The organism is Caballeronia sp. dw_276, from assembly GCF_018449635.1.
In the GTDB taxonomy this organism is placed as follows: Bacteria; Pseudomonadota; Gammaproteobacteria; order Burkholderiales; family Burkholderiaceae; genus Caballeronia.
This window is the reverse complement of record NZ_JAAVUV010000003.1, coordinates 33,710-58,437: the sequence shown is the minus strand read 5'-3', so window position 1 is coordinate 58,437 and position 24,728 is coordinate 33,710. Positions and strand designations below refer to the sequence as shown.

General features: G+C 60.1%; 24 protein-coding genes. 22 read left to right on the top strand and 2 right to left on the bottom strand.

What is annotated here, in order from left to right:
* Nucleotides 1-164 precede the first annotated feature (164 nt).
* The 15 genes from tsf (at nucleotide 165) to HB633_RS06085 (ending at nucleotide 15,523) form a co-directional block, all read left to right on the top strand.
* Nucleotides 165-1,046, top strand: coding sequence for a translation elongation factor Ts (tsf, locus tag HB633_RS06155; RefSeq protein WP_056352702.1), 882 nt, complete (start codon nucleotides 165-167; stop codon nucleotides 1,044-1,046).
* A gap of 333 nt (nucleotides 1,047-1,379) precedes the next feature.
* Complete coding sequence (gene pyrH / locus HB633_RS06150) at nucleotides 1,380-2,093, top strand: UMP kinase (protein WP_056352704.1); 714 nt, start codon at nucleotides 1,380-1,382, stop codon at nucleotides 2,091-2,093.
* Between the two features lie 108 nt (nucleotides 2,094-2,201).
* Nucleotides 2,202-2,762 (top strand): ribosome recycling factor, encoded by a 561-nt coding sequence (frr, locus tag HB633_RS06145; protein WP_056352706.1) that lies wholly within the window; start codon nucleotides 2,202-2,204, stop codon nucleotides 2,760-2,762.
* A 64-nt stretch (nucleotides 2,763-2,826) separates the two neighbouring features.
* Nucleotides 2,827-3,609 carry a polyprenyl diphosphate synthase gene (gene uppS, locus HB633_RS06140; protein ID WP_213777258.1) on the top strand — a complete coding sequence of 261 codons (783 nt, stop codon included), beginning with the start codon at nucleotides 2,827-2,829 and terminating at the stop codon, nucleotides 3,607-3,609.
* Nucleotides 3,603-4,427: a phosphatidate cytidylyltransferase gene (locus tag HB633_RS06135; protein WP_213777257.1), complete on the top strand. Its 825-nt coding sequence runs from the start codon at nucleotides 3,603-3,605 to the stop codon at nucleotides 4,425-4,427. The genes uppS and HB633_RS06135 overlap by 7 nt, the downstream gene beginning before the upstream one ends.
* A gap of 84 nt (nucleotides 4,428-4,511) precedes the next feature.
* A complete protein-coding gene (locus tag HB633_RS06130; RefSeq protein ID WP_213777256.1) occupies nucleotides 4,512-5,717 on the top strand; it encodes a 1-deoxy-D-xylulose-5-phosphate reductoisomerase in 1,206 nt (401 codons plus the stop codon).
* A 7-nt stretch (nucleotides 5,718-5,724) separates the two neighbouring features.
* The gene (rseP, locus tag HB633_RS06125; RefSeq protein WP_213777255.1) at nucleotides 5,725-7,110 is read left to right on the top strand and encodes an RIP metalloprotease RseP; all 1,386 of its coding nucleotides are present in this window, start codon (nucleotides 5,725-5,727) and stop codon (nucleotides 7,108-7,110) included.
* Nucleotides 7,111-7,208: 98 nt separating this feature from the next.
* Nucleotides 7,209-9,521 carry an outer membrane protein assembly factor BamA gene (gene bamA, locus HB633_RS06120; RefSeq protein ID WP_213777254.1) on the top strand — a complete coding sequence of 771 codons (2,313 nt, stop codon included), beginning with the start codon at nucleotides 7,209-7,211 and terminating at the stop codon, nucleotides 9,519-9,521.
* Nucleotides 9,522-9,684: 163 nt separating this feature from the next.
* Entirely contained in the window at nucleotides 9,685-10,200 is a 516-nt protein-coding gene (locus tag HB633_RS06115) for an OmpH family outer membrane protein (protein WP_056352969.1), read from the top strand.
* A gap of 48 nt (nucleotides 10,201-10,248) precedes the next feature.
* Nucleotides 10,249-11,367: a UDP-3-O-(3-hydroxymyristoyl)glucosamine N-acyltransferase gene (gene lpxD, locus HB633_RS06110; RefSeq protein WP_213777253.1), complete on the top strand. Its 1,119-nt coding sequence runs from the start codon at nucleotides 10,249-10,251 to the stop codon at nucleotides 11,365-11,367.
* A gap of 99 nt (nucleotides 11,368-11,466) precedes the next feature.
* Nucleotides 11,467-11,937 (top strand): 3-hydroxyacyl-ACP dehydratase FabZ, encoded by a 471-nt coding sequence (gene fabZ / locus HB633_RS06105; protein ID WP_213777252.1) that lies wholly within the window; start codon nucleotides 11,467-11,469, stop codon nucleotides 11,935-11,937.
* Between the two features lie 91 nt (nucleotides 11,938-12,028).
* Nucleotides 12,029-12,817, top strand: a complete 789-nt coding sequence (lpxA, locus tag HB633_RS06100; protein WP_213777251.1) for an acyl-ACP--UDP-N-acetylglucosamine O-acyltransferase — start codon at nucleotides 12,029-12,031, stop codon at nucleotides 12,815-12,817.
* Nucleotides 12,818-12,828: 11 nt separating this feature from the next.
* Nucleotides 12,829-13,995 (top strand): lipid-A-disaccharide synthase, encoded by a 1,167-nt coding sequence (gene lpxB, locus HB633_RS06095; RefSeq protein WP_213777250.1) that lies wholly within the window; start codon nucleotides 12,829-12,831, stop codon nucleotides 13,993-13,995.
* The gene (rnhB, locus tag HB633_RS06090) at nucleotides 13,995-14,729 is read left to right on the top strand and encodes a ribonuclease HII (RefSeq protein ID WP_213777249.1); all 735 of its coding nucleotides are present in this window, start codon (nucleotides 13,995-13,997) and stop codon (nucleotides 14,727-14,729) included. Before lpxB ends, rnhB begins: the two co-directional genes overlap by 1 nt.
* An 8-nt stretch (nucleotides 14,730-14,737) precedes the next feature.
* Entirely contained in the window at nucleotides 14,738-15,523 is a 786-nt protein-coding gene (locus tag HB633_RS06085) for an RNA methyltransferase (protein ID WP_213777248.1), read from the top strand.
* Between the two features lie 57 nt (nucleotides 15,524-15,580).
* Here the strand turns inward: HB633_RS06085 and HB633_RS06080 are convergent, their stop codons facing one another.
* Nucleotides 15,581-16,399 (bottom strand): pyruvate, water dikinase regulatory protein, encoded by an 819-nt coding sequence (locus tag HB633_RS06080; protein ID WP_056352720.1) that lies wholly within the window; start codon nucleotides 16,397-16,399, stop codon nucleotides 15,581-15,583.
* Between the two features lie 416 nt (nucleotides 16,400-16,815).
* Here HB633_RS06080 and ppsA point away from each other — a divergent pair, with 416 nt between their 5' ends.
* The 3 genes from ppsA to HB633_RS06065 all read left to right on the top strand — a co-directional run bounded on the left by ppsA (nucleotide 16,816) and on the right by HB633_RS06065 (nucleotide 20,784).
* Complete coding sequence (ppsA, locus tag HB633_RS06075; RefSeq protein WP_213777247.1) at nucleotides 16,816-19,221, top strand: phosphoenolpyruvate synthase; 2,406 nt, start codon at nucleotides 16,816-16,818, stop codon at nucleotides 19,219-19,221.
* Between the two features lie 124 nt (nucleotides 19,222-19,345).
* Nucleotides 19,346-19,774 (top strand): NfeD family protein, encoded by a 429-nt coding sequence (locus HB633_RS06070; RefSeq protein WP_213777246.1) that lies wholly within the window; start codon nucleotides 19,346-19,348, stop codon nucleotides 19,772-19,774.
* A gap of 68 nt (nucleotides 19,775-19,842) precedes the next feature.
* On the top strand, nucleotides 19,843-20,784 hold the full coding sequence (locus tag HB633_RS06065) for a stomatin-like protein (RefSeq protein ID WP_056352725.1): 942 nt from the start codon (nucleotides 19,843-19,845) through the stop codon (nucleotides 20,782-20,784).
* A gap of 93 nt (nucleotides 20,785-20,877) precedes the next feature.
* On the opposite strand, the gene smpB is transcribed toward HB633_RS06065, so the two are convergent.
* Entirely contained in the window at nucleotides 20,878-21,327 is a 450-nt protein-coding gene (gene smpB / locus HB633_RS06060) for an SsrA-binding protein SmpB (protein ID WP_056352727.1), read from the bottom strand.
* 99 nt (nucleotides 21,328-21,426) lie between these two features.
* Here smpB and HB633_RS06055 point away from each other — a divergent pair, with 99 nt between their 5' ends.
* From HB633_RS06055 to HB633_RS06040, 4 genes are all read left to right on the top strand, one after another.
* Entirely contained in the window at nucleotides 21,427-21,861 is a 435-nt protein-coding gene (locus HB633_RS06055; protein WP_056352729.1) for a type II toxin-antitoxin system RatA family toxin, read from the top strand.
* Nucleotides 21,861-22,190, top strand: coding sequence for an RnfH family protein (locus HB633_RS06050; protein ID WP_213777245.1), 330 nt, complete (start codon nucleotides 21,861-21,863; stop codon nucleotides 22,188-22,190). Before HB633_RS06055 ends, HB633_RS06050 begins: the two co-directional genes overlap by 1 nt.
* A gap of 198 nt (nucleotides 22,191-22,388) precedes the next feature.
* Nucleotides 22,389-23,849, top strand: a complete 1,461-nt coding sequence (gene guaB, locus HB633_RS06045; protein WP_213777244.1) for an IMP dehydrogenase — start codon at nucleotides 22,389-22,391, stop codon at nucleotides 23,847-23,849.
* Nucleotides 23,850-23,851: 2 nt separating this feature from the next.
* Nucleotides 23,852-24,670, top strand: coding sequence for a hypothetical protein (locus tag HB633_RS06040; RefSeq protein WP_213777243.1), 819 nt, complete (start codon nucleotides 23,852-23,854; stop codon nucleotides 24,668-24,670).
* Nucleotides 24,671-24,728: the final 58 nt, after the last annotated feature.

The window sequence follows — 24,728 nt, the reverse complement described above, 5'->3', positions numbered from 1 at the left end:
TTTTTTAGCCAGCCTCAGGAAGCGCTGAGCAACATGCGGGTCATCGAATAGTGTTGAAGTAGTGGCAGTACCCCATTCTGGCCGCGGGCGTTTATCGCCGGCGGCGCGTGTCAATAGTGCGATTTACGTGCCTCAAGGCGCGGCACAGACTCAAGGAGCAAATGATGGCGGCAATTACCGCAAGCATGGTGGCAGAACTGCGCGCAAAGACCGACGCGCCCATGATGGAATGCAAGAAGGCGCTGACCGAAGCCGATGGCGACATGGACCGCGCTGAAGAACTGCTGCGCGTGAAGCTTGGCAACAAGGCGAGCAAGGCGGCATCGCGCGTGACGGCTGAAGGCATCATCGCAGCGCACATCGCCGACGGCGTGGGCGTCCTGGTCGAGCTGAACTGCGAAACCGACTTTGTCGCGAAGAACGACGACTTCCTGGCTTTCGGCAAGACGGTTGCCGAATTGATCGCCAAGAACCATCCGGCTGACGTAGCTGCCTTGTCGGCACTGCCGCTGGAAAGCTCGACAGTTGACGCAGTGCGTCTCGCCTTGATCGGCAAGATCGGTGAAAACGTCTCGGTGCGCCGTTTCGTGCGTTTTGAATCCGCTAACAAGCTGGCTTCGTATCTCCACGGTACGCGCATTGGCGTGCTGGTCGAGTTCACGGGTGCGGACGAGCAGGTTGGCAAGGACGTTGCCATGCACGTTGCAGCAATGAAGCCGGTGTCGCTGTCGTCGAACGACGTTCCGGCAGAATTGATCGCCAAGGAACGCAGCATTGCTGAGCAAAAGGCTGCCGAATCGGGCAAGCCGGCTGAAATCGTCGCGAAGATGGTCGACGGCAGCGTGCAGAAGTATCTGAAGGAAGTCTCATTGCTGAACCAGACGTTCGTCAAGAACGACAAGCAGACGATCGAGCAGATGCTGAAGGCAGCAGGCGCATCGGTTCAGAAGTTTGCGCTGTTCGTGGTCGGCGAAGGCATTGAAAAGCGTACGGACGACTTCGCCGCAGAAGTGGCCGCGCAAGTTGCCGCAGCAAAGCAAGGCTAAGAATCACGTATCAAGCTTCACGTTTCAAGCGGTGGCGGGCGTTCGCAATCACAGCTCAGCCGGCCCTTTCAACCGGGCCGCTCGACCGATGCATAGTTCGCCGCCGTGTTGTCACAGTTTCAAAAAGCAGTCGGATGCGGGTCTGGCGTTCCCATCGAGGAACGCTCGTTCCGCACCCTCATAGCGGCCAAAACCGCGCCGGATGGGCAAACCGGGGTCAACCCGTTATGCCGCCGCGGCTTGCCCAATATGGGATGCTTGCCGTAAATATCGTTTCACCCCTACAGTTCTACGTTGTTGCACTCCCTCTCGGCGCGAAACCGGAAATCTCATATGCCCACAGCCTACAAACGCGTACTCCTCAAACTCTCCGGCGAAGCACTAATGGGCGACGATGCCTTCGGCATCAATCGCGCGACAATCGAAAGGATGGTGGCAGATGTTGCGGAAGTGGTGCGCATGGGAACACAACTCGCTGTCGTAATCGGCGGCGGTAATATTTTCCGCGGTGTGGCGGGTGGCGCGGCCGGCATGGACCGTGCGACAGCCGACTACATGGGTATGCTCGCCACCATGATGAATGCGCTCGCTTTGCAAGACGCCATGCGCCACGCTGGAATCGAGGCGCGCGTGCAGTCCGCGCTGCGCATGGACCAAGTGGTCGAGCCGTACATTCGCCCGCGCGCGATTCGTCAGCTCGAAGAAGGAAAAGTCGTGATTTTCGCGGCGGGCACCGGCAACCCGTTCTTCACCACCGATACCGCCGCTGCCTTGCGCGGTGCTGAAGTCGGCGCGGAAGTCGTGCTCAAGGCGACGAAAGTGGACGGTGTATATTCTGCCGATCCCAAGAAAGATGCGAGCGCCACGCGTTACAGCACGATCAGCTTCGACGAAGCGATCGGCAAAAACCTGCAGGTCATGGACGCGACGGCGTTTGCGCTGTGCCGCGACCAGAAGCTGCCTATCCGGGTCTTCTCAATCAATAAACCGGGGGCGCTCAAGCGCATCATCCAGGGCGACGACGAAGGTACGCTCGTCCACGTGTAAACTCTCGCGGTAAGTTAGGAACGCAGGCGTGACGCCGAGCGCGGGTTCTGCGGGACCGGCGCCCCGCATGCCTGCACTGCGTGTAACAAAGCAAGTACGGAGGCTGAAATGAGTGTGGCTGACATTAGAAAGAGCGTCGACCAAAAGATGCAGAAGTCGATCGAAGCGTTCAAGAACGATCTCGCCAAGATTCGCACGGGCCGCGCCCATACGGGTTTGCTGGACCATATCCAGGTGGATTACTACGGCTCGAGCGTACCTATCTCGCAAGTCGCGAACATGACGTTGATCGACGCTCGCACGATTGGCGTTCAGGCGTGGGAAAAGAAGATGGTGCCGGTGGTGGAAAAGGCGATTCGTGACTCGGATCTGGGCCTGAACCCGTCGAACCAGGGCGATCAGATCCGCGTGCCAATGCCCGCGTTGACTGAAGAACGCCGCCGCGAACTGACTAAAGTGGTGAAAAGCGAGGGCGAAAACGCCAAGATCGCGATTCGCAACTTGCGCCGCGACGCGAACGAGCAACTGAAGAAGCTCGTGAAGGACAAGGAAATCTCCGAGGACGACGAGCGTCGTGCAAGCGATGACGTCCAGAAACTCACTGACAAAAACGTCGCGGAAATCGACAAGCTGGTCGTGTCGAAAGAAGCCGAAATCATGACGGTTTGAGACCGATCCCGGTCTCTTGCGTCGTGCCGGCGCGTCACTCTGTCGATACTAAGATTCAGCGGCCATGACCTATACCAGCTCTACCGTTCGCGTGCCCGATGTCGCGGCAGTCCCGCGCCATATCGCGATCATCATGGACGGCAATGGCCGTTGGGCAACGCAGCGGCGCCTGCCGCGCGTAGCGGGCCACACGCGCGGCGTCGATGCCGTGCGGGCGACGGTCGAAAGCTGCGCGCGCCAGGGCGTCCAGTTCGTGACGTTGTTTGCTTTCAGTTCCGAAAACTGGCGGCGTCCGACGGACGAAGTCTCGTTCCTCATGCGCCTGTTCGTGACGGCGCTCGAGCGTGAGGTGGGCAAGCTCCACGCAAACGGCATCCGTTTGCGCGTGGTGGGCGACACCTCCATGTTCGACGATCGTATTCGTGCGCTGATCCAGCGCGCCGAAACCAAGACGGCGCGCAATACCCGCCTGACGCTGACCATCGCGGCGAATTACGGCGGGCGTTGGGACATCATGCAGGCCGCCAAAAAGCTGGCCGAACAGTCGGTGGAAGAAGGGCGCGTCGTTCCTGTCGATGAAGCGTCGTTCGAGCAGCATCTGGCCATGGCCTATGCGCCCGAGCCGGATCTCTTCATCCGTACGGGCGGAGAACAGCGCATCAGCAATTTCCTGCTGTGGCAGCTCGCCTACACCGAGTTTTATTTCACCGATACCTACTGGCCCGACTTCGACGCCGAAGCGCTTGCGCGCGCGATCGAATCGTATGGCGAGCGTGAACGCCGCTTCGGGCGCACGAGCGCGCAACTCGAACCGCAATCGCAGAAGGCCGATACTCTTTCATGCTAAAGACCCGTGTCATCACGGCAATCGTCTTGCTGGCAGTGCTTCTGCCAATCACTTTCTTCGCGCCGGTGGGCGCTTTTGCTGCGCTGATTGCGGTCGTCGTCATTTTCGCGGCCTGGGAATGGGCGCGCCTCCTGAAGCTCGGTGGCGGATCACCGGTGGTGTATGCGGTGATCGCGGGTGTGGCTCTGGTCGCCAGCACGCGGCTTGGGCTCGGTTACAAACCCCTGTATCAGATGGCCGCGATTTTCTGGGTGCTGGCTGGGCCGTTTGCGCTCGCCCGCAAGCCCGTGCTGGCCGAAGGCGCATGGCGCGTTTTCCTGCTTTTTGCCGGAATTGTTACGTTTGTGGCCTGCTGGCACGCGTTGGTCGCGGCGCGCACGGTAGGCGTAGCATTCGTGCTATCGCTTCTCCTAGTCGTATGGCTGGCCGACATTGGCGCATACTTCGCCGGAAAAGCGTTTGGCCGTCACAAGCTCGCGCCGTCCATCAGTCCGGGCAAAACGCGCGAGGGTGCGGCCGGTGGCTGGCTGGCGGTGATGATCGTCGGTTCCGTGGCTGCTGCGACGATGGTTTTTGCGCCAACTCTTTATACGGCGCTCGTGGAGCATCTCGGCTGGCCCGGGGCGTTGCTCTCTTTGACTGTGCTGACCGCGTTCAGCGTGATAGGCGATTTGTTCGAGTCGCTGCTCAAACGCCAGGCCGGCGTCAAGGATTCGAGCGGATTGCTGCCGGGACACGGCGGCGTGCTAGACCGGATCGACGCTTTGTTGCCCGTATTGCCGATCGCATTGCTGTTGCTCGGATCGTTCGGCGCGTGAGCGGCTAAAAAGCGCAGCCAGATGGGCCAAATCGAAGCTAAATTGGCGGCCGGTTGATCCGGCCAGCCCGCTAAAGAAGGATTTATGCAAAAACGTCTGACTCTGCTCGGTTCAACGGGCTCGATCGGCGAGAGCACGCTCGATGTCGTGGCGCGGCATCCCGACCGGTTCAAGGTCTACGCGCTGAGCGCGCATCGCAACGGCGACAAGCTCGTCGATCAATGCCTGCAGTTCCAGCCAGAAGTGGCCGTTGTGGGAGACGCCGCTACCGCCGCCAACGTTGCGGCTGCACTGCATGAAAAGGGTTGCAAGACCGAGGTGAGCTACGGTCCGCAAGCGCTCGTTGATATCTCGAAGAGCGAGAGTTGTGACACGGTGGTCGCTGCAATCGTCGGCGCTGCGGGTCTGAATCCCACGCTGGCGGCCGCCCGCGCCGGCAAGCGCATTCTCCTCGCGAACAAGGAAGCTCTGGTCATGTCGGGGCAGATTTTTATCGACGCCGTGCGCGATAACGGCGCGATCCTGCTGCCGGTCGATAGCGAGCACAACGCCGTGTTCCAGTGTTTGCCGCGAGAAGTCGCGCTGCACGGCGGGGTATCGAAGATCATTCTGACCGCATCGGGCGGACCGTTTCGCACGCGCGACCCGGCGTCGCTCAAGCACGTCACGCCCGACGAAGCCTGCAAGCATCCGAACTGGGCGATGGGCCGCAAGATCTCCGTCGATTCCGCCACGATGATGAACAAAGGCCTGGAAGTGATCGAGGCGCACTGGCTGTTCAATGTGCCGGGATCGCGCATCGAGGTGCTGATCCATCCGCAAAGCGTGATCCATTCGCTGGTCTCCTACGTCGATGGCTCCGTGCTCGCGCAGCTCGGCAACCCCGACATGCGCACGCCGATTGCGAACGCGCTGGCGTTTCCGGATCGTGTCGATTCGGGTGTCGCACAACTCGATCTCGCACAAATCGCAACGCTCACCTTCGAGAAGCCCGACCTCAAGCGTTTCCCGTGTCTCGCGCTCGCGCTCACGGCGCTGGAAGCCGGCGGCACGGCGAGCGCTGCGCTCAACGCGGCCAACGAAGTCGCGGTCGAGGCGTTTCTTACGCGCCGCATCGGCTTCATGGCGATTGGCGAAGTGGTCGAGCGCGTGTTGAATGCCATGCCGAACGGCAACGCATCGACGCTCGATGAAGTGCTCGCCGCCGACGCCGAAGCGCGACGTCTCGCGGGCGAGTTCTCGGCCTTGTTGACCATGGACGCGCCGCAAGCCGAACGCGTCCTGCATTGAGACGCACATGAACTTCCTGACTGAAATCGTTGCGTTTGTCGTGGCTATCGGCGTGCTGGTCGTCGTCCACGAATTTGGCCATTTCAGCGTCGCCCGGCTGTGCGGCGTGAAGGTCCTGCGATTTTCGGTCGGCTTTGGCAAGCCGCTCGTGAAGTGGGTTAGCAAGACCACGGGCACGGAGTGGACCATCTCGGCGCTACCGCTTGGCGGCTACGTAAAGATGCTCGACGAACGGGAGTCGGAAGCGACCATTCCCGAAGCCGATTTGCCGCATGCGTTCAATCGCCAGTCGGTATTCAAGCGCATCGCGATTGTTGCGGCGGGCCCGGTCTTCAACTTCATTCTCGCCATCCTGTTGTTCGCCGGCGTGTTTGCCGCAGGCGTGTCCGAGCCGGCGGCGATCCTCGCAACGCCGGCTGCCGGCACGGTCGCCGCAAAAGCCGGCTTCGAAGGCGGTGAGACGGTTGTTTCGATGCGCGACATGACGCCTGGCGGCGGCGCAACCGGCGACACATTGCCGATTCGCTCATGGTCCGACCTGCGCTGGAAACTGCTCGATGCATCGTTCGACCAGCGCCGTGTCGTGCTCGCGGCCAAGACAAGCGAAGGCACGTTCGACTTCCCGGTGACGGTCGGCAAGGTCGACGACCAGGACATCGATCAGGACTTCATGGACAAGCTCGGCTTCGAGCCGGGCGGCGGCACGTTGTCGGTGGCGGGCGTGGAGGCGGGTAGCGCGGCAGCGAAGGCCGGCCTTCAGGCGGGCGACGTACTGCGCGCGATCGATGGCAAGAAGATCGACAACGCCATGGGTTTCATCGACTATGTTCAGCATCGTCCGGGCACGCCGGTTTCGTTGACGGTCGAGCGCAACGGCGCGCAGCGCGCTGTTCAGATCGTGCCGGAACTCAAGGCCGATGCCACCACGAACCGCAACGTTGGCCGCATTGGTGCTTCACTGGCCACGCGCATTCCTTCAGTCGATGTACGCTACGGTCCCCTTGAAAGCGTGCAGCTCGGCGCGAAGCGGACCTGGGACATCAGCATCTATTCGCTGCGCATGTTTGGCCGGATGATCACGGGCGAAGCTTCGCTCAAGAATCTTTCAGGACCCGTGACGATCGCGGACTATGCAGGCAAAAGCGCGCGCCTCGGCTTGTCAGCGTTTCTGTCTTTCCTCGCACTCGTGAGTATTAGCCTCGGAGTGTTGAACTTGTTACCGATTCCGGTTCTTGACGGTGGGCATCTGTTATATTATTTGGTTGAAGCCGCAACAGGCAAAGCCGTGTCAGATCGCTGGCAGATGGTTTTGCAGCGAGCGGGTCTTGTTTGCATCGTCGCCTTGTCGGCAATTGCGCTCTTTAACGACCTCGCTCGGCTGATTCGCTTTTGATCCGGTTTCCGATTCATATTGATCCTTTTCATCTTGTCCGGCGGCGCTTGAACGAACGCGGTCCGGCTCGATGCAGCTATACACACTGGGGAAGCACGTTGTTCAAACCTCATCGCTTTGTTCCTAAGTCGGCTGTGGCCGCAGCATTGGCCGCTACCGGCATGGCGGCGCACGCGACAACGCCGTTTGTCGTGCAGGACATCCGGATTGACGGCCTTCAGCGCATCGAACCCGGCTCGGTTTTCGCCTACTTGCCCATCAAGCAGGGCGACACGTTCACCGACGACAAGGCCTCCGAAGCCATTCGGGCGCTTTATGCAACCGGCTTCTTCAACGATGTCCAGATTGCAACACAGGGCAACGTGGTGGTCGTGCAGGTGCAGGAACGTCCGGCCATTTCGCAGATCGATTTCTCCGGCATCCACGAGTTCGAAAAAGACAACCTGATCAAGGCGCTGCGCTCGGTCGGTCTGTCGCAGGGCCGCTCGTACGACAAGGCGCTCGTCGACAAGGCCGAGCAGGAACTCAAGCGTCAGTACCTGACGCGCGGTTTCTATGCGGCGGAAGTCACGACCACGGTCACGCCGGTCGACCGCAACCGCGTGCAGATCCTGTTTTCGGTGGCTGAAGGTCCGAGCGCGAAGATCCGCCAGATCAACTTCATCGGCAACAAGGCGATCAGCACGAGCACGCTGCGCGATGAGATGCAGCTTTCCACGCCGAACTGGTTCTCGTGGTACACGAAGAACGACTTGTACGCGAAGGAAAAGCTCACGGGCGACCTTGAAAACGTGCGCTCGTATTACCTGAACCGCGGTTATCTCGAGTTCAACATCGACTCGACTCAGGTGTCCATCTCGCCGGACAAGAAGGACATGTACCTCACGGTTTCGCTGCACGAAGGCGAGCCATACAAGATCAGCGCCATCCAGCTTTCGGGCAATCTGCTCGACCGCCAGGCCGAACTGAACAAGCTCATCAAAATCAAGGCAGGCGATCGGTTCTCGGCTGAAAAGCTGCAGGCGACCACCAAGGCGATCGTCGACAAGCTGGGTGAGTATGGTTATGCGTTCGCCCAGGTCAATGCCCAACCGCAGATCAATCAAGCCAACCATACCGTCGACCTGACGCTCAACGTCGACCCGAGCCGCCGCGTTTATGTGCGCCGCGTGAACATTGTCGGCAACACGCGTACGCGCGACGAAGTCGTGCGCCGCGAAATGCGTCAGCTGGAAAGCTCGTGGTTCGATTCGAGTCGCCTCGCGCTCTCGAAGGATCGCGTGAATCGTCTTGGTTACTTTACCGACGTCGACGTGACGACCATTCCGGTGGAAGGCACGAATGACCAGGTGGACGTGGACGTGAAGGTTGCTGAAAAGCCGACCGGCGCAATTACGCTCGGCGCGGGTTTTTCATCGACGGACAAGGTGGTGCTTTCGGCCGGCGTGTCGCAGGACAACGTGTTCGGTTCGGGTACCAGCCTCTCGGTCAACATCAATACGGCCAAGACGTACCGGACGTTGACGGTTACCCAGGTCGATCCGTACTTCACCATCGACGGTATCAAGCGCATTACCGACTTGTACTACCGCACGTATCAGCCGCTCTATTACTCCACGGATTCGAGCTTCAAGATCGTGACGGTCGGGGGTGACCTGAAGTTCGGCATTCCATTCTCGGAGCAGGACACGGTCTACTTCGGCGCGGGCCTCGAGCAGAACACGCTGGACGTGGATGCGTCGACGCCGCAAAGCTACAAGGACTACGTCAACGAGTTCGGCCGCGTGGTGAACAACGTGCCGGTGACGGTGGGCTGGTCGCGTGACAATCGTGACAGCGCGCTGGTTCCAAGCCGCGGTTACTACACGCAAACGAACGCTGAATACGGCACGCCTGCGGGTAACACCACCTACGTCAAGGTGGACGCGCAAGCGCAGTATTACTATTCGTTCGCTCGCGGCTTCGTGCTGGGCCTGAACCTGCAAGGCGGCTACGGTAAGGGCCTGAAGGGCCAGACATACCCGATTTTCAAGAACTACTATGCGGGTGGTATCGGCTCGGTTCGGGGTTATGAACCAAGCTCGCTCGGTCCGCGCGACACGACCACGGGCGACCCGATCGGCGGTTCGCGCATGGCAGTGGGTAACATCGAGTTGACGTTCCCGTTGCCGGGCACCGGTTATGACCGCACGCTGCGCGTGTTCACGTTCCTGGACGGTGGTAACGTCTGGGGCGATCCGGGTCAGGGCGGTACGACCAGTGGCGCGAATGGCTTGCGATATGGTTATGGTGTGGGTCTTGCATGGATCTCGCCAATCGGCCCGCTCAAGCTGAGCTTGGGTTTCCCGCTGCAGAAACATGAAGGCGACCAGTATCAGAAGTTCCAGTTCCAGATCGGTACGGCGTTCTAAGACCGGTTTGAACAGTGTTGACGGCCTGGTTCGCGCTGCGGCAAAAACCGGGTCGAGACGAAACAACTTGAGCAGCAACGTAAATCAAGCGACGTAAATAAGTAACGTGAGGAAGACTTTGCGAACCGGTAAGCTTTCGAAACATGTGGCATTGGCGCTTTTGATGTCGGTGACATTTGGACTGATGGGCGTGGCTACCGCAGACGCGCAAGAGGCCCGGATTGCAGCCGTCAATTCCGACCGCATTCTGCGCGAGTCGGCAGCGGCCAAGGCGGCGCAATCGAAGCTCGAACAGGAGTTTTCGAAGCGCGACAAGGCCTTGCAGGACATGGCGGCGCGTCTGAAAACCATGTCGGACGCCATGGACAAGAATGGCGCCGGTATGGCGCCTGCGGATCGCGCCGCGAAACAGCGGGATCTGTCGCAACTGGATCAGGACTTCCAGCGCAAGCAGCGTGAGTTCCGCGAAGACCTGAACCAGCGCCGCAACGAGGAACTCGCAGGCGTGCTGGACCGTGCCAACAAGGTCATCAAGCAGATCGCCGAGCAGCAGCATTACGACCTGATCGTGCAGGAAGCGGTGTATGTCAGTCCGCGTATCGATATCACCGATCAAGTGTTGAAGGCGCTGGCGGCGAATCAGTCGAGCCTGTCGGCGAATCCGGGCGCATCGAACTAAATATCACTGAAGTCACTGAATTTGCACTGATTTGGAGCGGTAGAGCGGATGGCATCAAACAGCGCGATCACGTTAGGTGAATTGACACAGCGCTTCGGCGGAGACATTGCGGGCGATGCCGGACATCGCGTGAACGGCCTTGCGCCGCTCGATAAAGCGGGGCCCGAGCAACTCGCGTTTCTCGCGAATCAAAAGTATTTGTCGCAGGTTGAAAGCACGCACGCAGGCGCCGTGCTGATATCGCCGGCCGACCTGGAAAAAGTGACGTCGCCGGAAGGGCGCAACTTCATCGTCACACCGAATCCCTACGCTTATTTCGCCCGGGTAGCGCAGGTCTTCATCGATCTCGCAACGCCGCCGGTCGAACCGGGCGTGCATCCCACGGCGTTTATTCATCCGGCCGCGCAAGTCGCGGCGAGCGCCGTGATCGGGCCGCACGTCAGCGTGGAAGCGGGCGCCGTGATCGGTGAGCGCGTCAAGCTGGACGCGGGGGTGTCGATTGGCCAGGGCGTCAAGCTCGCCGACGACGTGCATCTTTACCCGCACGTGACCGTCTATCATGGCTGCAAGCTCGGCGCACGCGTGATCGTGCATGCGGGTGCGGTGATCGGTGCAGACGGTTTTGGCTTTGCGCCCGATTTCGTGGGCGACGGCGAAGCGCGTACCGGGAGCTGGGTGAAGATTCCGCAAGTTGGCACGGTGGTTATCGCCAATGACGTGGAGATCGGCGCAAACACCACTATCGATCGTGGTGCCATGGCCGATACGATCATCGAAGAATGCGTAAAGATCGATAATCTCGTGCAGATCGGGCACAACTGCCGGATTGGGGCGTACACGGTGATCGCGGGCTGCGCCGGCATTGCGGGCAGCACGAACATAGGACGGCATTGCATGATCGGTGGCGCGGTGGGCATTGCCGGCCACGTCACGCTCGCGGATTACGTGATCGTCACGGCGCAGTCGGGCGTATCGAAATCCCTGCTGAAACCTGGCATGTACACGAGCGCCTTCCCCGCTGTGAACCACGCGGACTGGAACAAGAGCGCGGCCATCGTCCGGAACCTGGACAAGCTGCGCGAGCGCATCAAGACGCTGGAAACCGCGGCCGAGAAGCAGGCCGAGAAGCGGCAAGACAATCCGGAAAGCACGTCGGACACACTCTAAGACGGTACAAACCGCCATCCCACGCGAAGTCGCCCGAGACGAAATCCACGGCGCTTCGCAGTCAACACCCGCGCTGTGAAGCGCGCGAGCAGAACGACTATGAGCACCGAAAAAATCAATCTAGACATTCACAAGATTCTCACGCTGCTGCCGCATCGGTATCCGATCCTGCTCGTGGATCGTGTGCTCGAACTCACGCCGCACAAAAGCATCAAAGCGCTGAAGAATGTGTCGATCAACGAGCCCTATTTTCAGGGCCACTTTCCGACACGGCCAGTGATGCCCGGCGTGCTGATTCTCGAAGCGCTTGCGCAAGCAGCGGCGCTGCTGACGTTTGTCGAGGAAAAAGAGCCGCACGATCCCGAGACGACGTTGTATTACTTCGTCGGTATCGATAAAGCGCGCTTCAAGCGCGTGGTCGAACCGGGCGATCAACTGATCCTGAATGTGAATTTCGAGCGCTATATGCGCAGCATCTGGAAGTTCAGCGCCGTGGCGGAAGTGGACGGTGTGGTCGCAGCGGAAGCCGAGCTGATGTGTACAGTGAAGAACACGGCTATCGAAAAATGATGTCTGGGGCGCGATCCGATCAGCCGGAGCAACGGGAGCAGCCCCGGCAATCCGCGCGGCAGGCAAGCAACAGAACACATAGCGAGGGCGCATGAGCAAGATTCACCCTACCGCGATTATCGAACCGGGCGCGCAGCTCGACGAATCTGTCGAAGTCGGCCCGTACGCGATCGTCGGTCCGCACGTGCAGATCGGCGCGCGCACGACCATCGGCTCGCATAGCGTGATCGAAGGCCATACGATCCTGGGCAGCGATAACCGCATAGGCCATTACGCGTCGGTCGGTGGCCGGCCGCAAGACATGAAGTACCGGGACGAGCCTACGCGGCTCGTGATCGGCGAGCGCAACACCATCCGCGAATTCACGACCATCCATACCGGCACGGTTCAGGACACGGGCGTAACCACCATCGGCGACGACAACTGGATCATGGCCTACGTGCACGTTGGCCACGACTGCCAGTTGGGCAGTAATATTGTCATGTCGAGCAATGCGCAGCTTGCGGGCCACGTAATCATTGGCGACCACGCGATCGTTGGCGGCATGTCAGGCGTGCACCAGTTCGTGCGGATTGGTGCGCACTCCATGCTGGGCGGCGCGTCGGCGCTCGTGCAAGACATTCCTCCTTTCGTGATCGCTGCCGGCAACAAGGCCGAACCGCATGGCATCAATGTGGAAGGATTGCGTCGGCGCGGTTTTTCGGCCGAGGCCATTTCCGCGTTGCGTTCGGCGTATCGCCTGGTCTACAAGAGCGGCGCGACGCTTGAAGAAGCGAAGCTGCAGTTGCGCGAACTCGCGTCTGCGGGCGGCGACGGCGATGCGCCGGTTACCGCGTTTGCCGATTTTATCGACGCGTCGCAGCGCGGCATCATCCGTTGACCGAGCGCCTTATGACGCTGGCTCCCGCACCCTTGCGCGTTGCGATGGTCGCAGGCGAACCGTCGGGCGATCTGCTCGCGGCGTCGCTGCTCGATGGCCTAAACGCGCGCTTGCCAGCGGGTACGCAATTCAGCGGTATCGGCGGTCCTCGCATGACGGCTGTTGGTTTCGACGCCCACTGGCCCATGGAAAAGCTGACCGTCCGTGGTTATGTTGAAGCGCTGAAACACATTCCCGAGATTCTCGGCATTCGCAACGAGCTCAAGCGGCAATTGCTCGCGGAGCCGCCGTCGGTGTTTATCGGCGTGGACGCGCCTGACTTCAATTTTGGTCTCGAACACGCATTGCGCGATGCGGGCATACCAACCGTGCATTTCGTGTGTCCTTCGATCTGGGCGTGGCGCGGCGGCCGCATCAAGAAGATCGTCAAGGCCGTTGATCACATGCTGTGCGTGTTCCCATTCGAACCGGCGCTGATGGAGAAGGCGGGCGTGGCGTCCACTTATGTTGGCCATCCGCTTGCCGATGAAATCCCGCTTGTTCCTGACGTCGACGGCGCCCGGCGCGAGCTGGGTTTAACGGCCGGTGGTCCGATCATCGCCGTGTTGCCGGGTAGCCGGCGCTCGGAGATCACGTTGATCGGCCCGACGTTTTTCGAAGCGATGGCGCTGATGCAGCAGCGCGAACCTGGCGTGCGCTTCGTGATGCCGGCCGCGACCGCCGCATTGCGCGAATTGCTGCAGCCGCTCGTGGCGGCGCATCCGAATCTCGCGCTGACCATTACGGAAGGCAAGGCGCAGGTTGCGATGACCGCCGCCGACGCCATCCTGGTCAAGAGCGGCACGGTGACGCTCGAAGCGGCCTTGCTGAAAAAGCCAATGGTCATCTCGTACAAGGTGCCTTGGCTGACTGGCCAGATCATGCAGCGCCAGGGTTATTTGCCGTATGTCGGTTTGCCGAACATTCTGGCGGGGCGTTTTGTCGTGCCGGAGATTCTTCAGCATTTCGCGACGCCCGAAGCACTCGCCGATGCAACCCTCAAGCAGTTGAACGACGACGCAAACCGCGCGACACTCACGGAAATCTTCACTGAAATGCATCACGTGCTGCGCCAGAACACCGCGCAACGGGCGTCGGAAGCTGTGGCGCAGGTGCTGGCAACGAGGAGGCCGCGGTAATGGCGAAGATCGTCGTCACGAAGGTCGCGACCAAGCTTGTGACCAGGCGCGCGAAGCAGCCGGAGTTCGACTTCGATTCGCCGTCCGACATCATTTGCGGCGTCGATGAAGCCGGCCGCGGTCCGCTCGCGGGCCCCGTGGTTGCAGCGGCGGTGATTTTCGATCCATCGAAGCCGAAGATTCGCGGCCTCGATGATTCGAAGGTGCTGAGCGCCAAAAAGCGTGAAGAGTTGTACGAAAAGATTGTTGACCGCGCGTTGGCGTATTGCGTGGCATCGGCGAGTGTCGAGGAAATCGACACCATCAACATTCTCCACGCCGCCATGCTCGCGATGAAGCGTGCGGTCGAAGGGCTGTCGGTGACGCCGACGGTTGCGAAAATAGATGGCAACCGGTGCCCGACCTTATCGATGCGTTCTGTCGCCGTGATCGGCGGCGACGCGCTGATTGCGCAGATATCGGCGGCGTCGATCCTCGCCAAGGTCACGCGTGACCGGATGCTGCTGCAATTGCACGATACACATCCCGTTTATGGCTTCGACGCCCACGCCGGTTACGGCACGCCACAGCATTTAAGGGCGTTGATCGAGCATGGGCCGTGCGAGCATCATCGGCGTTCGTTTGCGCCGGTGCGTGAAGCGCACGCGCGCTTCGGCGTGGTGCTGCCAGTCGTGGCGCCCGAGTTGCTCGCGGCGGCTGCTGCCGAGCAGGGCGTCGACGCACCTCCGTTCTGAATCCCCAAGTGAAATCCTTGACCTCGCGGGACAACCCGCTATACAAGCGGCTGAAGGCGCTCGCCGGATCGACGGCGCAGCAGCGTCGCAGCGGTCACGCGTTGCTGGAAGGCCTGCATCTCGCCGATGCTTATCTGCAAGCGGCCGGCCAGCCCGAGACGTGCGTGGTAACCGAAGGCGCTTTGCAGCACGATGAAGCATGTGAAATCGTCGGGCGGATCGATCCCGCGCGTGTCCACATATTGCCCGATGCCTTGTTCGGGCAGTTGTCGAGCGTTGTGCACGGCGTGGGGATGGTGCTGCTGGTCGATCGGGTCGCGCCGCCGTTGCCCGAGCGCGTGACGCAGACGTGCATCGTGCTCGATGGTGTTCAGGACGCGGGGAATGTCGGTTCCATTCTGCGAAGCGCGGCGGCGGCGGGCATTCAGCATGTGTTTTGCGCGCCTGGAACGGTCTACGCATGGTCATCGAAGGTATTGCGCGCCGGGATGGGCGCGCATTTTCTGCTGAACGTCTACGAGGATGTCGAGGCAGCGCAGTTGACGACCCGACTGGACCCAGAACTGCTGATCACCATCACCGATTCGCATGGCGCAAAGGCAATCTACGATACCGATCTGTCCGGGCCGCTCGCGTGGGTGATGGGCAACGAAGGCGCGGGCGTTTCAACGTTCTGGCGCGATCATGCGGCGCTGCGCGTGACGATTCCGCAGCCGGGCGGTATGGAATCGCTGAATGTCGCGGCGGCCGCGGCGGTGTGCATCTTCGAGCAGTGCCGGCAGCAACGCGCATAAAAAAAGCCGTTTCAATTCACGTTGAAACGGCTTTTTGCTCAAGGCCATCAAACAACACTAATAATACGAAGGCCGTTCCAGGCGAATCTCTTGCAGAATGGTCGTGGCGATTTCCTCGATCGACTTATGCGTCGACGATAACCACTTGACGCCTTCGCGCTTCATCATTGCTTCGGCTTCGTTGATTTCGTACCGGCAATTCTCCAGCGCGGCGTATTTGCTCCCCGGACGACGCTCGTTGCGAATCTCGGACAGTCGCTGCGGATCGATCGACAGACCAAACATCTTTTCCCGATACGGCAGCAAAGGCGTCGGCAACCTTCCGCGCTCGAAGTCTTCCGGAATCAGCGGATAGTTGGCTGCTTTCACGCCGTATTGCATTGCCAGATACAACGACGTCGGCGTCTTGCCGCTACGCGATACGCCCACCAGAATCACATCGGCGTCTTCCAGATTCCGGTTGGACTGGCCGTCGTCATGCGCCAGCGAGAAATTGATCGCCTCGATCCGGTTCTTGTACTCGTCCGTGTCCGCATTCTGGTGGACCCGGCCCATCGCGTGCGTGGACTTGATGTCGAGCTCGATCTCCAGCGGCTCGATGAACGTCTGGAACATGTTCAGCACCAGCGCGTTCGCACGCTGCACGATCTCGTTCGACTCGCTGTCGACGAGCGTGGTGAACACGATCGGACGCCGGCCGTCCAACGATACGGCCTCGTTGATCTTCGCGATGGTTGCGTGCGCCTTCTCTGTTGAGTCGACAAAAGGTACGCGCACGAGCCTGAATTTCTGGTCGAACTGGGAGAGGATCGAATGCGCGAAGGTTTCGGCAGTGATTCCAGTGCCATCTGAAACGATGAAAACGGTTGGCGGCATCGGCTTGGGGAGCGTTGAGTGACGTGAAAGAATGAAGGCAATTATCGCCGATGTGCGCCGCCACACGAAGCACGTATGACGGGCCTCATTGCGCAGCGGATTTATGCCCCGCAATGAAACATTTCGAGAGCCATCACGGTAGAATAGCGGCAACCTGTTCGATAAGCAATTGCGAACGATCTGTCAACGAATTGCGCGAAGTTACGTATAAATCACGCTTTCTAGACGAAATTGCTCGATTTTAGAGCGAAACGAATCGTTGGGGTAGGCCGACGAAGCTTATCAAGATAGCTTCGGAAGTCTTATGCGACTGCTTATCAAACAGGTTATGCAGGTTGCGGTACGCGCCTCTTATAAGCGCCGCCGCTTCGAGCCCACTTGCATGATCGTGAATTCCATCCACCTTAGGGGCTTGTATGACTAACGAAGCTAACGTTGCAAAGGACCAAGCGTATGTAGTTCCATTCGAGCAGTTGCGAATGACCGACGTCGACATTGTCGGCGGCAAGAACGCGTCACTCGGCGAAATGATCAGCCAGCTCGCCGAAGCCGGCGTGCAGGTGCCGACTGGTTTTGCGACCACGGCGCAGGCGTTTCGCGATTTCCTGCATCACAACAACCTGACCGAGCGCATCGCCAAGCGTCTGGAACTCTTCGACGTGGACGATGTAAAAGCCCTTGCCGAAGCAGGCAAGGAGATCCGTCAATGGATCGTCGACGCGCCGCTGCAACCGCGCCTCGAAGAACTGATCCGCAAGGGTTTCGACACGCTTCAGGCGAGTTCGCCCGAAGAGCTGTCGTTCGCCGTGCGTTCGTCGGCAACGGCTGAAGACTTGCCGGATGCATCGTTCGCCGGTCAGCAGGAAAGCTATCTCAACGTGGTCGGCATCGACGAAGTCCTCGATCGCATGAAGCACGTGTTTGCGTCGCTGTATAACGACCGCGCTATCTCGTATCGCGTGCACAAGGGATTTACGCACGCTGAGGTCGCGTTGTCGGCGGGCGTGCAGCGCATGGTTCGCTCGGACGTGGGCGCGGCCGGCGTGATGTTTACGCTCGATACCGAATCGGGCTTCAAGGACGCCGTGTTCATCACGTCGAGCTACGGTCTTGGCGAAACGGTCGTTCAGGGCGCCGTGAATCCGGACGAGTTCTACGTCTTCAAGACTACGCTCGAACAGGGCAAGTACCCGATCATCCGCCGCTCGATCGGCTCGAAGCTCATCAAGATGGAGTTCACGAAGGCCGGCGAAGCGGGTCGCGTGAAGACGGTCGATGTATCGCACGAGCAGCGCAACCGCTTTTCCATCACCGACGAAGACGTGATCCAGCTCGCGAAGTACGCGGTGATCATCGAAAAGCATTATCAGCGTCCAATGGACATCGAGTGGGGCAAGGACGGCCGCGATGGCAAGATTTTCATCCTGCAGGCACGTCCCGAAACGGTGAAGAGCCAGGCAGTTGGCAAGGCTGAGATGCGCTTCAAGCTGAAGGGTCAGTCGAACGTGCTCGCAACTGGTCGCGCGATCGGCCAGAAGATCGGCGCGGGTCCGGTGCGTGTGATTCACGATCCGTCGGAAATGGATCGCGTGCAGCCCGGCGACGTGCTGGTCGCCGACATGACCGATCCGAACTGGGAGCCGGTGATGAAGCGTGCATCGGCGATCGTGACGAATCGCGGCGGGCGCACCTGCCACGCGGCGATCATTGCGCGTGAGCTGGGCGTGCCGGCGGTGGTGGGTTGTGGCGATGCCACCGACTTGCTGAAAGAAGGCCAACTGGTGACGGTTTCTTGCGCGGAAGGCGACGAAGGCAAGATCTACGACGGCCTGCTCGAAACCGAAGTGACCGAAGTCGAGCGCGGCGAATTGCCCGAGATCCCGGTCAAGATCATGATGAACGTGGGCAACCCGCAACTCGCCTTCGACTTCTCGCATCTGCCCAACGCAGGCGTGGGTCTGGCGCGGCTCGAGTTCATTATCAACAACAACATCGGCGTGCATCCGAAGGCGATTCTCGAGTATCCGAATATCGATGCCGATCTGAAGAAGGCCGTCGAAAGCGTTGCGCGTGGTCATGCGTCGCCGCGTGCTTTTTACGTCGACAAGCTGACCGAAGGTATCGCGACCATTGCTGCGGCGTTCTATCCGAAGCCGGTGATCGTGCGTTTGTCGGACTTCAAGTCGAACGAGTACAAGAAGCTGATCGGCGGTTCGCGTTATGAGCCGGACGAAGAAAATCCGATGCTCGGTTTCCGCGGCGCATCGCGTTATATCTCGGAGGACTTCGCCGAAGCCTTCCAGATGGAATGCGTGGCGTTGAAGAAAGTGCGCGAAGAGATGGGGCTCGACAACGTCGAAATCATGGTGCCGTTCGTGCGGACCCTGAAGCAGGCCGAGAAGGTGGTTGGCTTGCTCGAGAAGTTCGGTCTCAAGCGCGGCGTGAACGGCTTGCGCCTGATCATGATGTGCGAGATCCCGTCGAACGCGATTCTTGCCGAAGAGTTCCTGGAGTTCTTCGATGGTTTCTCGATCGGATCGAACGACCTGACGCAGCTCACGCTGGGTCTGGACCGCGATTCGGGCATGGAATTGCTCGCAGTCGATTTCGACGAACGCGACCCGGCTGTGCAGTTCATGCTGAAGCGCGCTATCGAAACATGTTTGCGGCTGAACAAGTACGTGGGTATCTGCGGTCAGGGTCCTTCGGATCATCCGGACCTGGCTGAATGGCTCGCGAAGGAAGGCATCGCGTCGATGTCGCTCAATCCGGACACGATCATCGACACGTGGAAGACGCTTGCGAAGGCGTTGAACAAGTAAGGCGGCAGCAGGTCACGCAGCCGGCAAGAAGGCTTTTCGTCAAGCTTTCAAAACCGTAAGCGTGCTATAACACCCCGGACAACATCCGGGGTGTTTTTGTTTGGAGTTCGTGTGGAGGTAGGCAATGGCTGCTAACGGATTTTTCTGGTGGATCGGCGCCGGAGCGCTTGTTTTGCTCGAGCTGATGTCGGGCACGTTTTATCTGTTGATGATCGCGCTCGGGTTTGTCGCCGGCGGGATCGCGCATCTGCTGGGCGCAGGGCTGGAGATCGAGTTGCTCGTAGCCGCATTGGTCGCGGTGATCGCCGGGGCTGTATTGCGTCGGTCGAAGCTCGGACACACGACACGTCGCGATGCATCGCACGATCCGGGCGTGAACCTGGATATCGGCGAGACGCTGAAAGTGAAGGAATGGCACGAAGGCCGCGCGCGAGCAATGTATCGCGGGGCGGAATGGGATATCGAACTGGCGCCCGGCGAGACCGAAGGCGCGCAGCTCTACAGGATCACGGCGTTTTCCGGCAACACGCTGGTGGTGGCTGCGAAGCGCTAGGACGGTGGACGGGGGTTTAAGCTTTCATGCGCAGACCATAAGCAGGACCTGCATAACAAGGAGTGGAGATGGACGTGACTATCATCGGGGCAATTTTGTTGATTATTGTTATCGCGATTGCCGCGCAGACAATCAAGATCGTGCCGCAACAACATGCATGGGTGCTTGAACGGCTCGGGCGTTATCACGCCACGCTGACGCCGGGCATGACGATCGTGCTGCCGTTTATCGATCGGGTGGCGTACAAGCACGTGCTCAAGGAGATTCCGCTCGAAGTGCCGAGCCAGGTGTGTATCACGCGCGACAACACGCAGCTTCAGGTCGATGGCGTGCTGTACTTCCAGGTGACCGATGCCATGAAGGCCTCGTACGGATCGAGTAACTTCATCTATGCAATCACGCAATTGTCGCAGACCACGCTGCGTTCGGTGATCGGCAAGCTTGAACTCGACAAGACCTTTGAAGAGCGCGATTACATCAACCACAGCATTGTCACGTCGCTGGATCAGGCGGCCGCGAACTGGGGCGTCAAGGTGTTGCGCTACGAGATCAAGGATCTGACGCCGCCGAAGGAGATCCTCCATGCGATGCAGGCGCAAATCACGGCGGAACGTGAGAAACGTGCGGTGATCGCTGCGTCCGAAGGTCGCAAGCAAGAGCAAATCAACATCGCGTGGGGCGCGCGTGAAGCGGCCATCCACAAGTCCGAAGGCGAGCGTCAGGCGCAGATCAACCAGGCGGAAGGTGAAGCGTCCGCCATTCTGGCGGTGGCCGTGGCGAATGCTCAGGCGATTGAGAAGATCGGCGCAGCGATCCAGACGGCGGGTGGCATGGAAGCGGTGAACCTCAAGGTCGCCGAGCAATATGTCACCGCGTTCGGCAACATTGCGAAGCAGGGCAATACGCTGATCGTGCCGGGGAATTTGTCGGAGATGAGTTCGATGATCGCGTCCGCGCTGACCATCATCAAGGGCGATGCAGCGCCTGGCGGCGTGATCCGCAAGAGCTGATTTTTACGATGGCTGAATGTTAAAGGGCGTGGACTCAAGCAGTCCACGCCCTTTTTGTTTTGACATACTGGCAGCCATGCGCACGACGCCCGATCAATGCTTGGCGCCACGCATGATTTGCGCTTTTTCGCGTTCCCAGTCGCGCTTTTTCTCGGTTTCGCGCTTGTCGTGAAGCTTCTTGCCTTTCGCGAGGCCGATTTCGCACTTCACACGGCCGCCTTTGTAGTGAAAGTTCAGCGGCACCAGTGTGTGGCCTTTCTGTTCGACCTTGCCGATGAGCTTGGAAATTTCTTCGCTATGCAGCAGCAGCTTGCGCGTGCGGACCGGATCCGGGTGGATGTGGGTCGAGGCTTCGGGCAATGGGCTGATGTGCGCGCCGATCAGGAACAGCTCGTTGTCGCGAATGATGACGTAGCCTTCCTTGATCTGGCCGCGGCCAGCCCGAAGGGCCTTGACTTCCCACCCTTCCAGCACGAGCCCCGCCTCGTAGCGATCTTCGATAAAGTAATCGAAGAAGGCTTTTCTGTTGTCGATGATGCTCATGAATGAAAAGTGCCTAACTCGTTTAAAATCCTGATTTTAGCAGCGTGGGCGCGGTAAGGCCCGCAATGCTTCCCACTCTTGCCACGCGTTGCGCCCTTTATGGCAGATGTTCAGAAAACTGTATTGATTCGTCACTCTGCAGAGCAGATGTTCGACCTCGTCACCGATGTCCCCGATTACCCCAATTTCTTGCCATGGTGTGGCGGCGTGGAGGTAGGCCACCACGACGAACGCAGCATGGAAGCGAAGATCCACATCAATTTCAAAGGTATCAAGCAGCATTTCGCGACGCGTAACGTGCAGACGCGCCCGACCAGCATCGATATGGAGTTCCTCGACGGTCCTTTCAAGAAGTTCACCGGTTACTGGCGCTTCACGCCTTTGCGGGCGGACGCCTGCAAGATCGAGTTCGCGCTGCACTACGAGTTCTCGAACATCATTCTCGAGAAGATCATCGGACCGGTTTTCAGTCACATCGCGCATACGTTCGTGGATTCGTTCGTGAAGCGTGCCGATCAGCGGTACGGGAAGTAATGGCGATTTCCATCGAAGTTTGTTACGTGCTGCCGGAGGGGGAAGGGGCGGTTTGCGCGCTTTCTCTGGCGGAGGGCGTGACCGTGCAGGAGGCGATTGCCGCGAGCGGGTTGCTTGCGCGCTTTCCTGAGATTGACCTCGGCGTGCAGAAAGTGGGCGTTTTCGGGAGGATCCAGCCGCTCGATGCCGTGCTGGCTGATCTCGACCGCGTGGAGATCTATCGGCCGTTGAAGGTCGATCCGAAAGTCGCCCGGCAGCGGCGCGTCGAGAAGACCCGGCGCGGCGGATCGATTGAAGGGCGCCGATGGACGCGCAAGGAAGCCCGGTAGGCTGCGGGCGTCTTTTCGGTCATTCCGCAAAACCGAACTTTGATCGAACCCGAGTCGAGCGAAAAACCGAAACGGGGGCGCAAGGACGCGGCCCAAAAATTGCACCAGAAATGGCAAACGCGACGTAAGCCGCTGTTCGGGCAGTGAAAATCCGGGGAACTATCGGTATAATTCGGTTTTGCGCCCATAGGATTTGCCATGCGTCTGATCCAGAAAGCACTCACGTTCGATGACGTGCTCCTCGTGCCCGCGTTTTCCAACGTTCTCCCGCGCGACACCAGCCTGAAAACCCAGGTAACCCGCAAGATTTCCCTGAATATGCCCCTGTTGTCCGCCGCCATGGACACAGTCACCGAAGGCCGGCTCGCAATCGCGATGGCCCAGCTCGGCGGCGTGGGCATCATCCACAAGAACCTGACCGCTGCTGAACAAGCCCGCGAAGTCGCCAAAGTAAAGCGCTTCGAATCCGGCGTGGTGCGCGATCCGATCACCGTTCCGCCGCAAATGAAAGTGCGCGATGTGATCGCGTTGACGCAACAGCACGGCATTTCCGGTTTTCCGGTTGTCGAAGGGCCGCAGTTGATCGGCATCGTGACGAATCGGGATTTGCGCTTCGAAGAACGTCTCGACGACGAAGTCCGCAAGATCATGACGCCGCGTGAACGGCTCGTAACGGTCAAGGAAGGCACGCCGCTCGCAGAAGCCAAGGCGCTGATGCACAGCCATCGGCTGGAACGCGTGCTGGTCGTCAATGACGCGTTCGAATTGCGCGGCCTGATGACGGTCAAGGACATCACGAAGCAAACCGAACACCCGGACGCCTGTAAAGACGAACACGGCAAGTTGCGCGCTGGCGCGGCAGTCGGCGTAGGCCCGGAAAACGAAGAGCGCGTGGATCTGCTCTCGGCGGCCGGCGTTGACGTGATCGTCGTCGATACGGCGCACGGGCATAGCCAGGGCGTGCTCGAACGCGTGCGCTGGGTGAAGCAGAACTATCCGCATATTGAAGTGATCGGCGGGAATATTGCCACGGCCGCGGCCGCCAAGGCGCTCGTGGAATACGGCGCGGACGGCGTGAAGGTCGGTATCGGCCCGGGTTCGATTTGTACTACGCGGATCGTGGCCGGCGTCGGCGTGCCGCAGATCACGGCGGTGGCTAACGTATCGGATGCATTGCGCGGCTCGGGCGTGCCAGTGATTTCGGACGGCGGAGTGCGTTTTTCCGGCGATGTCAGCAAGGCGCTCGCCGCTGGTGCCGACGCCGTGATGATGGGCAGCATGCTGGCCGGCACAGAAGAATCGCCGGGCGATGTGTTCCTGTTCCAGGGGCGTCAGTACAAGGCGTATCGCGGCATGGGTTCGGTCGGCGCAATGAAGGACGGCGCGGCTGACCGGTATTTCCAGGACAACTCGGCGAACATCGACAAGCTGGTTCCGGAAGGCATCGAAGGGCGCGTCGCTTACAAGGGCTCGGTCAATGCGATCCTGTTCCAGGTCGTCGGCGGCGTGCGGGCGAGCATGGGATATTGCGGTTGCCGCAACATCGGCGAAATGCACGACAAAGCCGAGTTCGTCCAGATCACGGGCGCCGGCATGCGCGAGTCGCACGTGCACGACGTGCAGATCACGAAGGAAGCACCCAACTACCACGTGGACTGACCATGAAACCGCTGCTGCGCGTTGTCCTTGTCATCAATGCACTGATCTTCCTGGCGTTCGGCGTGCTGTTCCTGTTGACGCCATGGGGATCATTGTGGGATTCGATGCATCTCGTGCGCGTGCAGCCGCCGTTGATCGGCCAGTTGCTGGGTGTGGCGCTGATCGGGTTCGCGTGGCTCGGGTTTCACGCGGCTGTCGATGGTGCCTTGACGGCCACGGCTGCAAAAGTCTCGGGACACGTGGAGTGGTTGTCGGGCTTGATTCTGATCGTGTGGCTCGGGCTGCGCATGTCGGAAGTGACGGGCTTCGGGCAGTTGCTTGCGGCGCTCATCGGCGCTGCGTTGCTGATACTGGGACTTGGCAGCGTTCGGCTTTCAAGCGCCGTGCGCCGGCGTGAGCGCGCCGCGATTGCCGGTGCGGCTGCCGCTGAGCGTGCCGAGAAGCAGGCCGCAAAGACGCGGGCCGAGGAGCGGGCCGCCGCGGGTACTCCAGTGCGGCCTCCAATGACCTCCGATCCCGTCGCGCCCGCCAATCCGCGCTGGGACGCGGAGCCTGTCGCGGGCGCGCCTGTGCCGCCGCTTGCGGCATCGTCTGCCCGGCCAGCAGCGCCTGCACCGGTTGCAACTGCATTCGATCCGGCCACTGGACACGCTATCGATCCGGCGACGGGCCGTTCGCTCCATCCGGTGGCCGGCCGCGCATTCGAGCCCGTGAGCAGCGGGCACAAGATCGATCCCGAAACTGGTCGTGCGATCGATCCGGTCACCGGGCAAACCATCGATCCGGTGACGGGCGTTCCGGTTCGCCGCGATCCGATTTGAATGTCGTGAGCGGCGGCTGTGCTGCTCGATTTGTTTTCAAACATGGTCGGCATCGAGT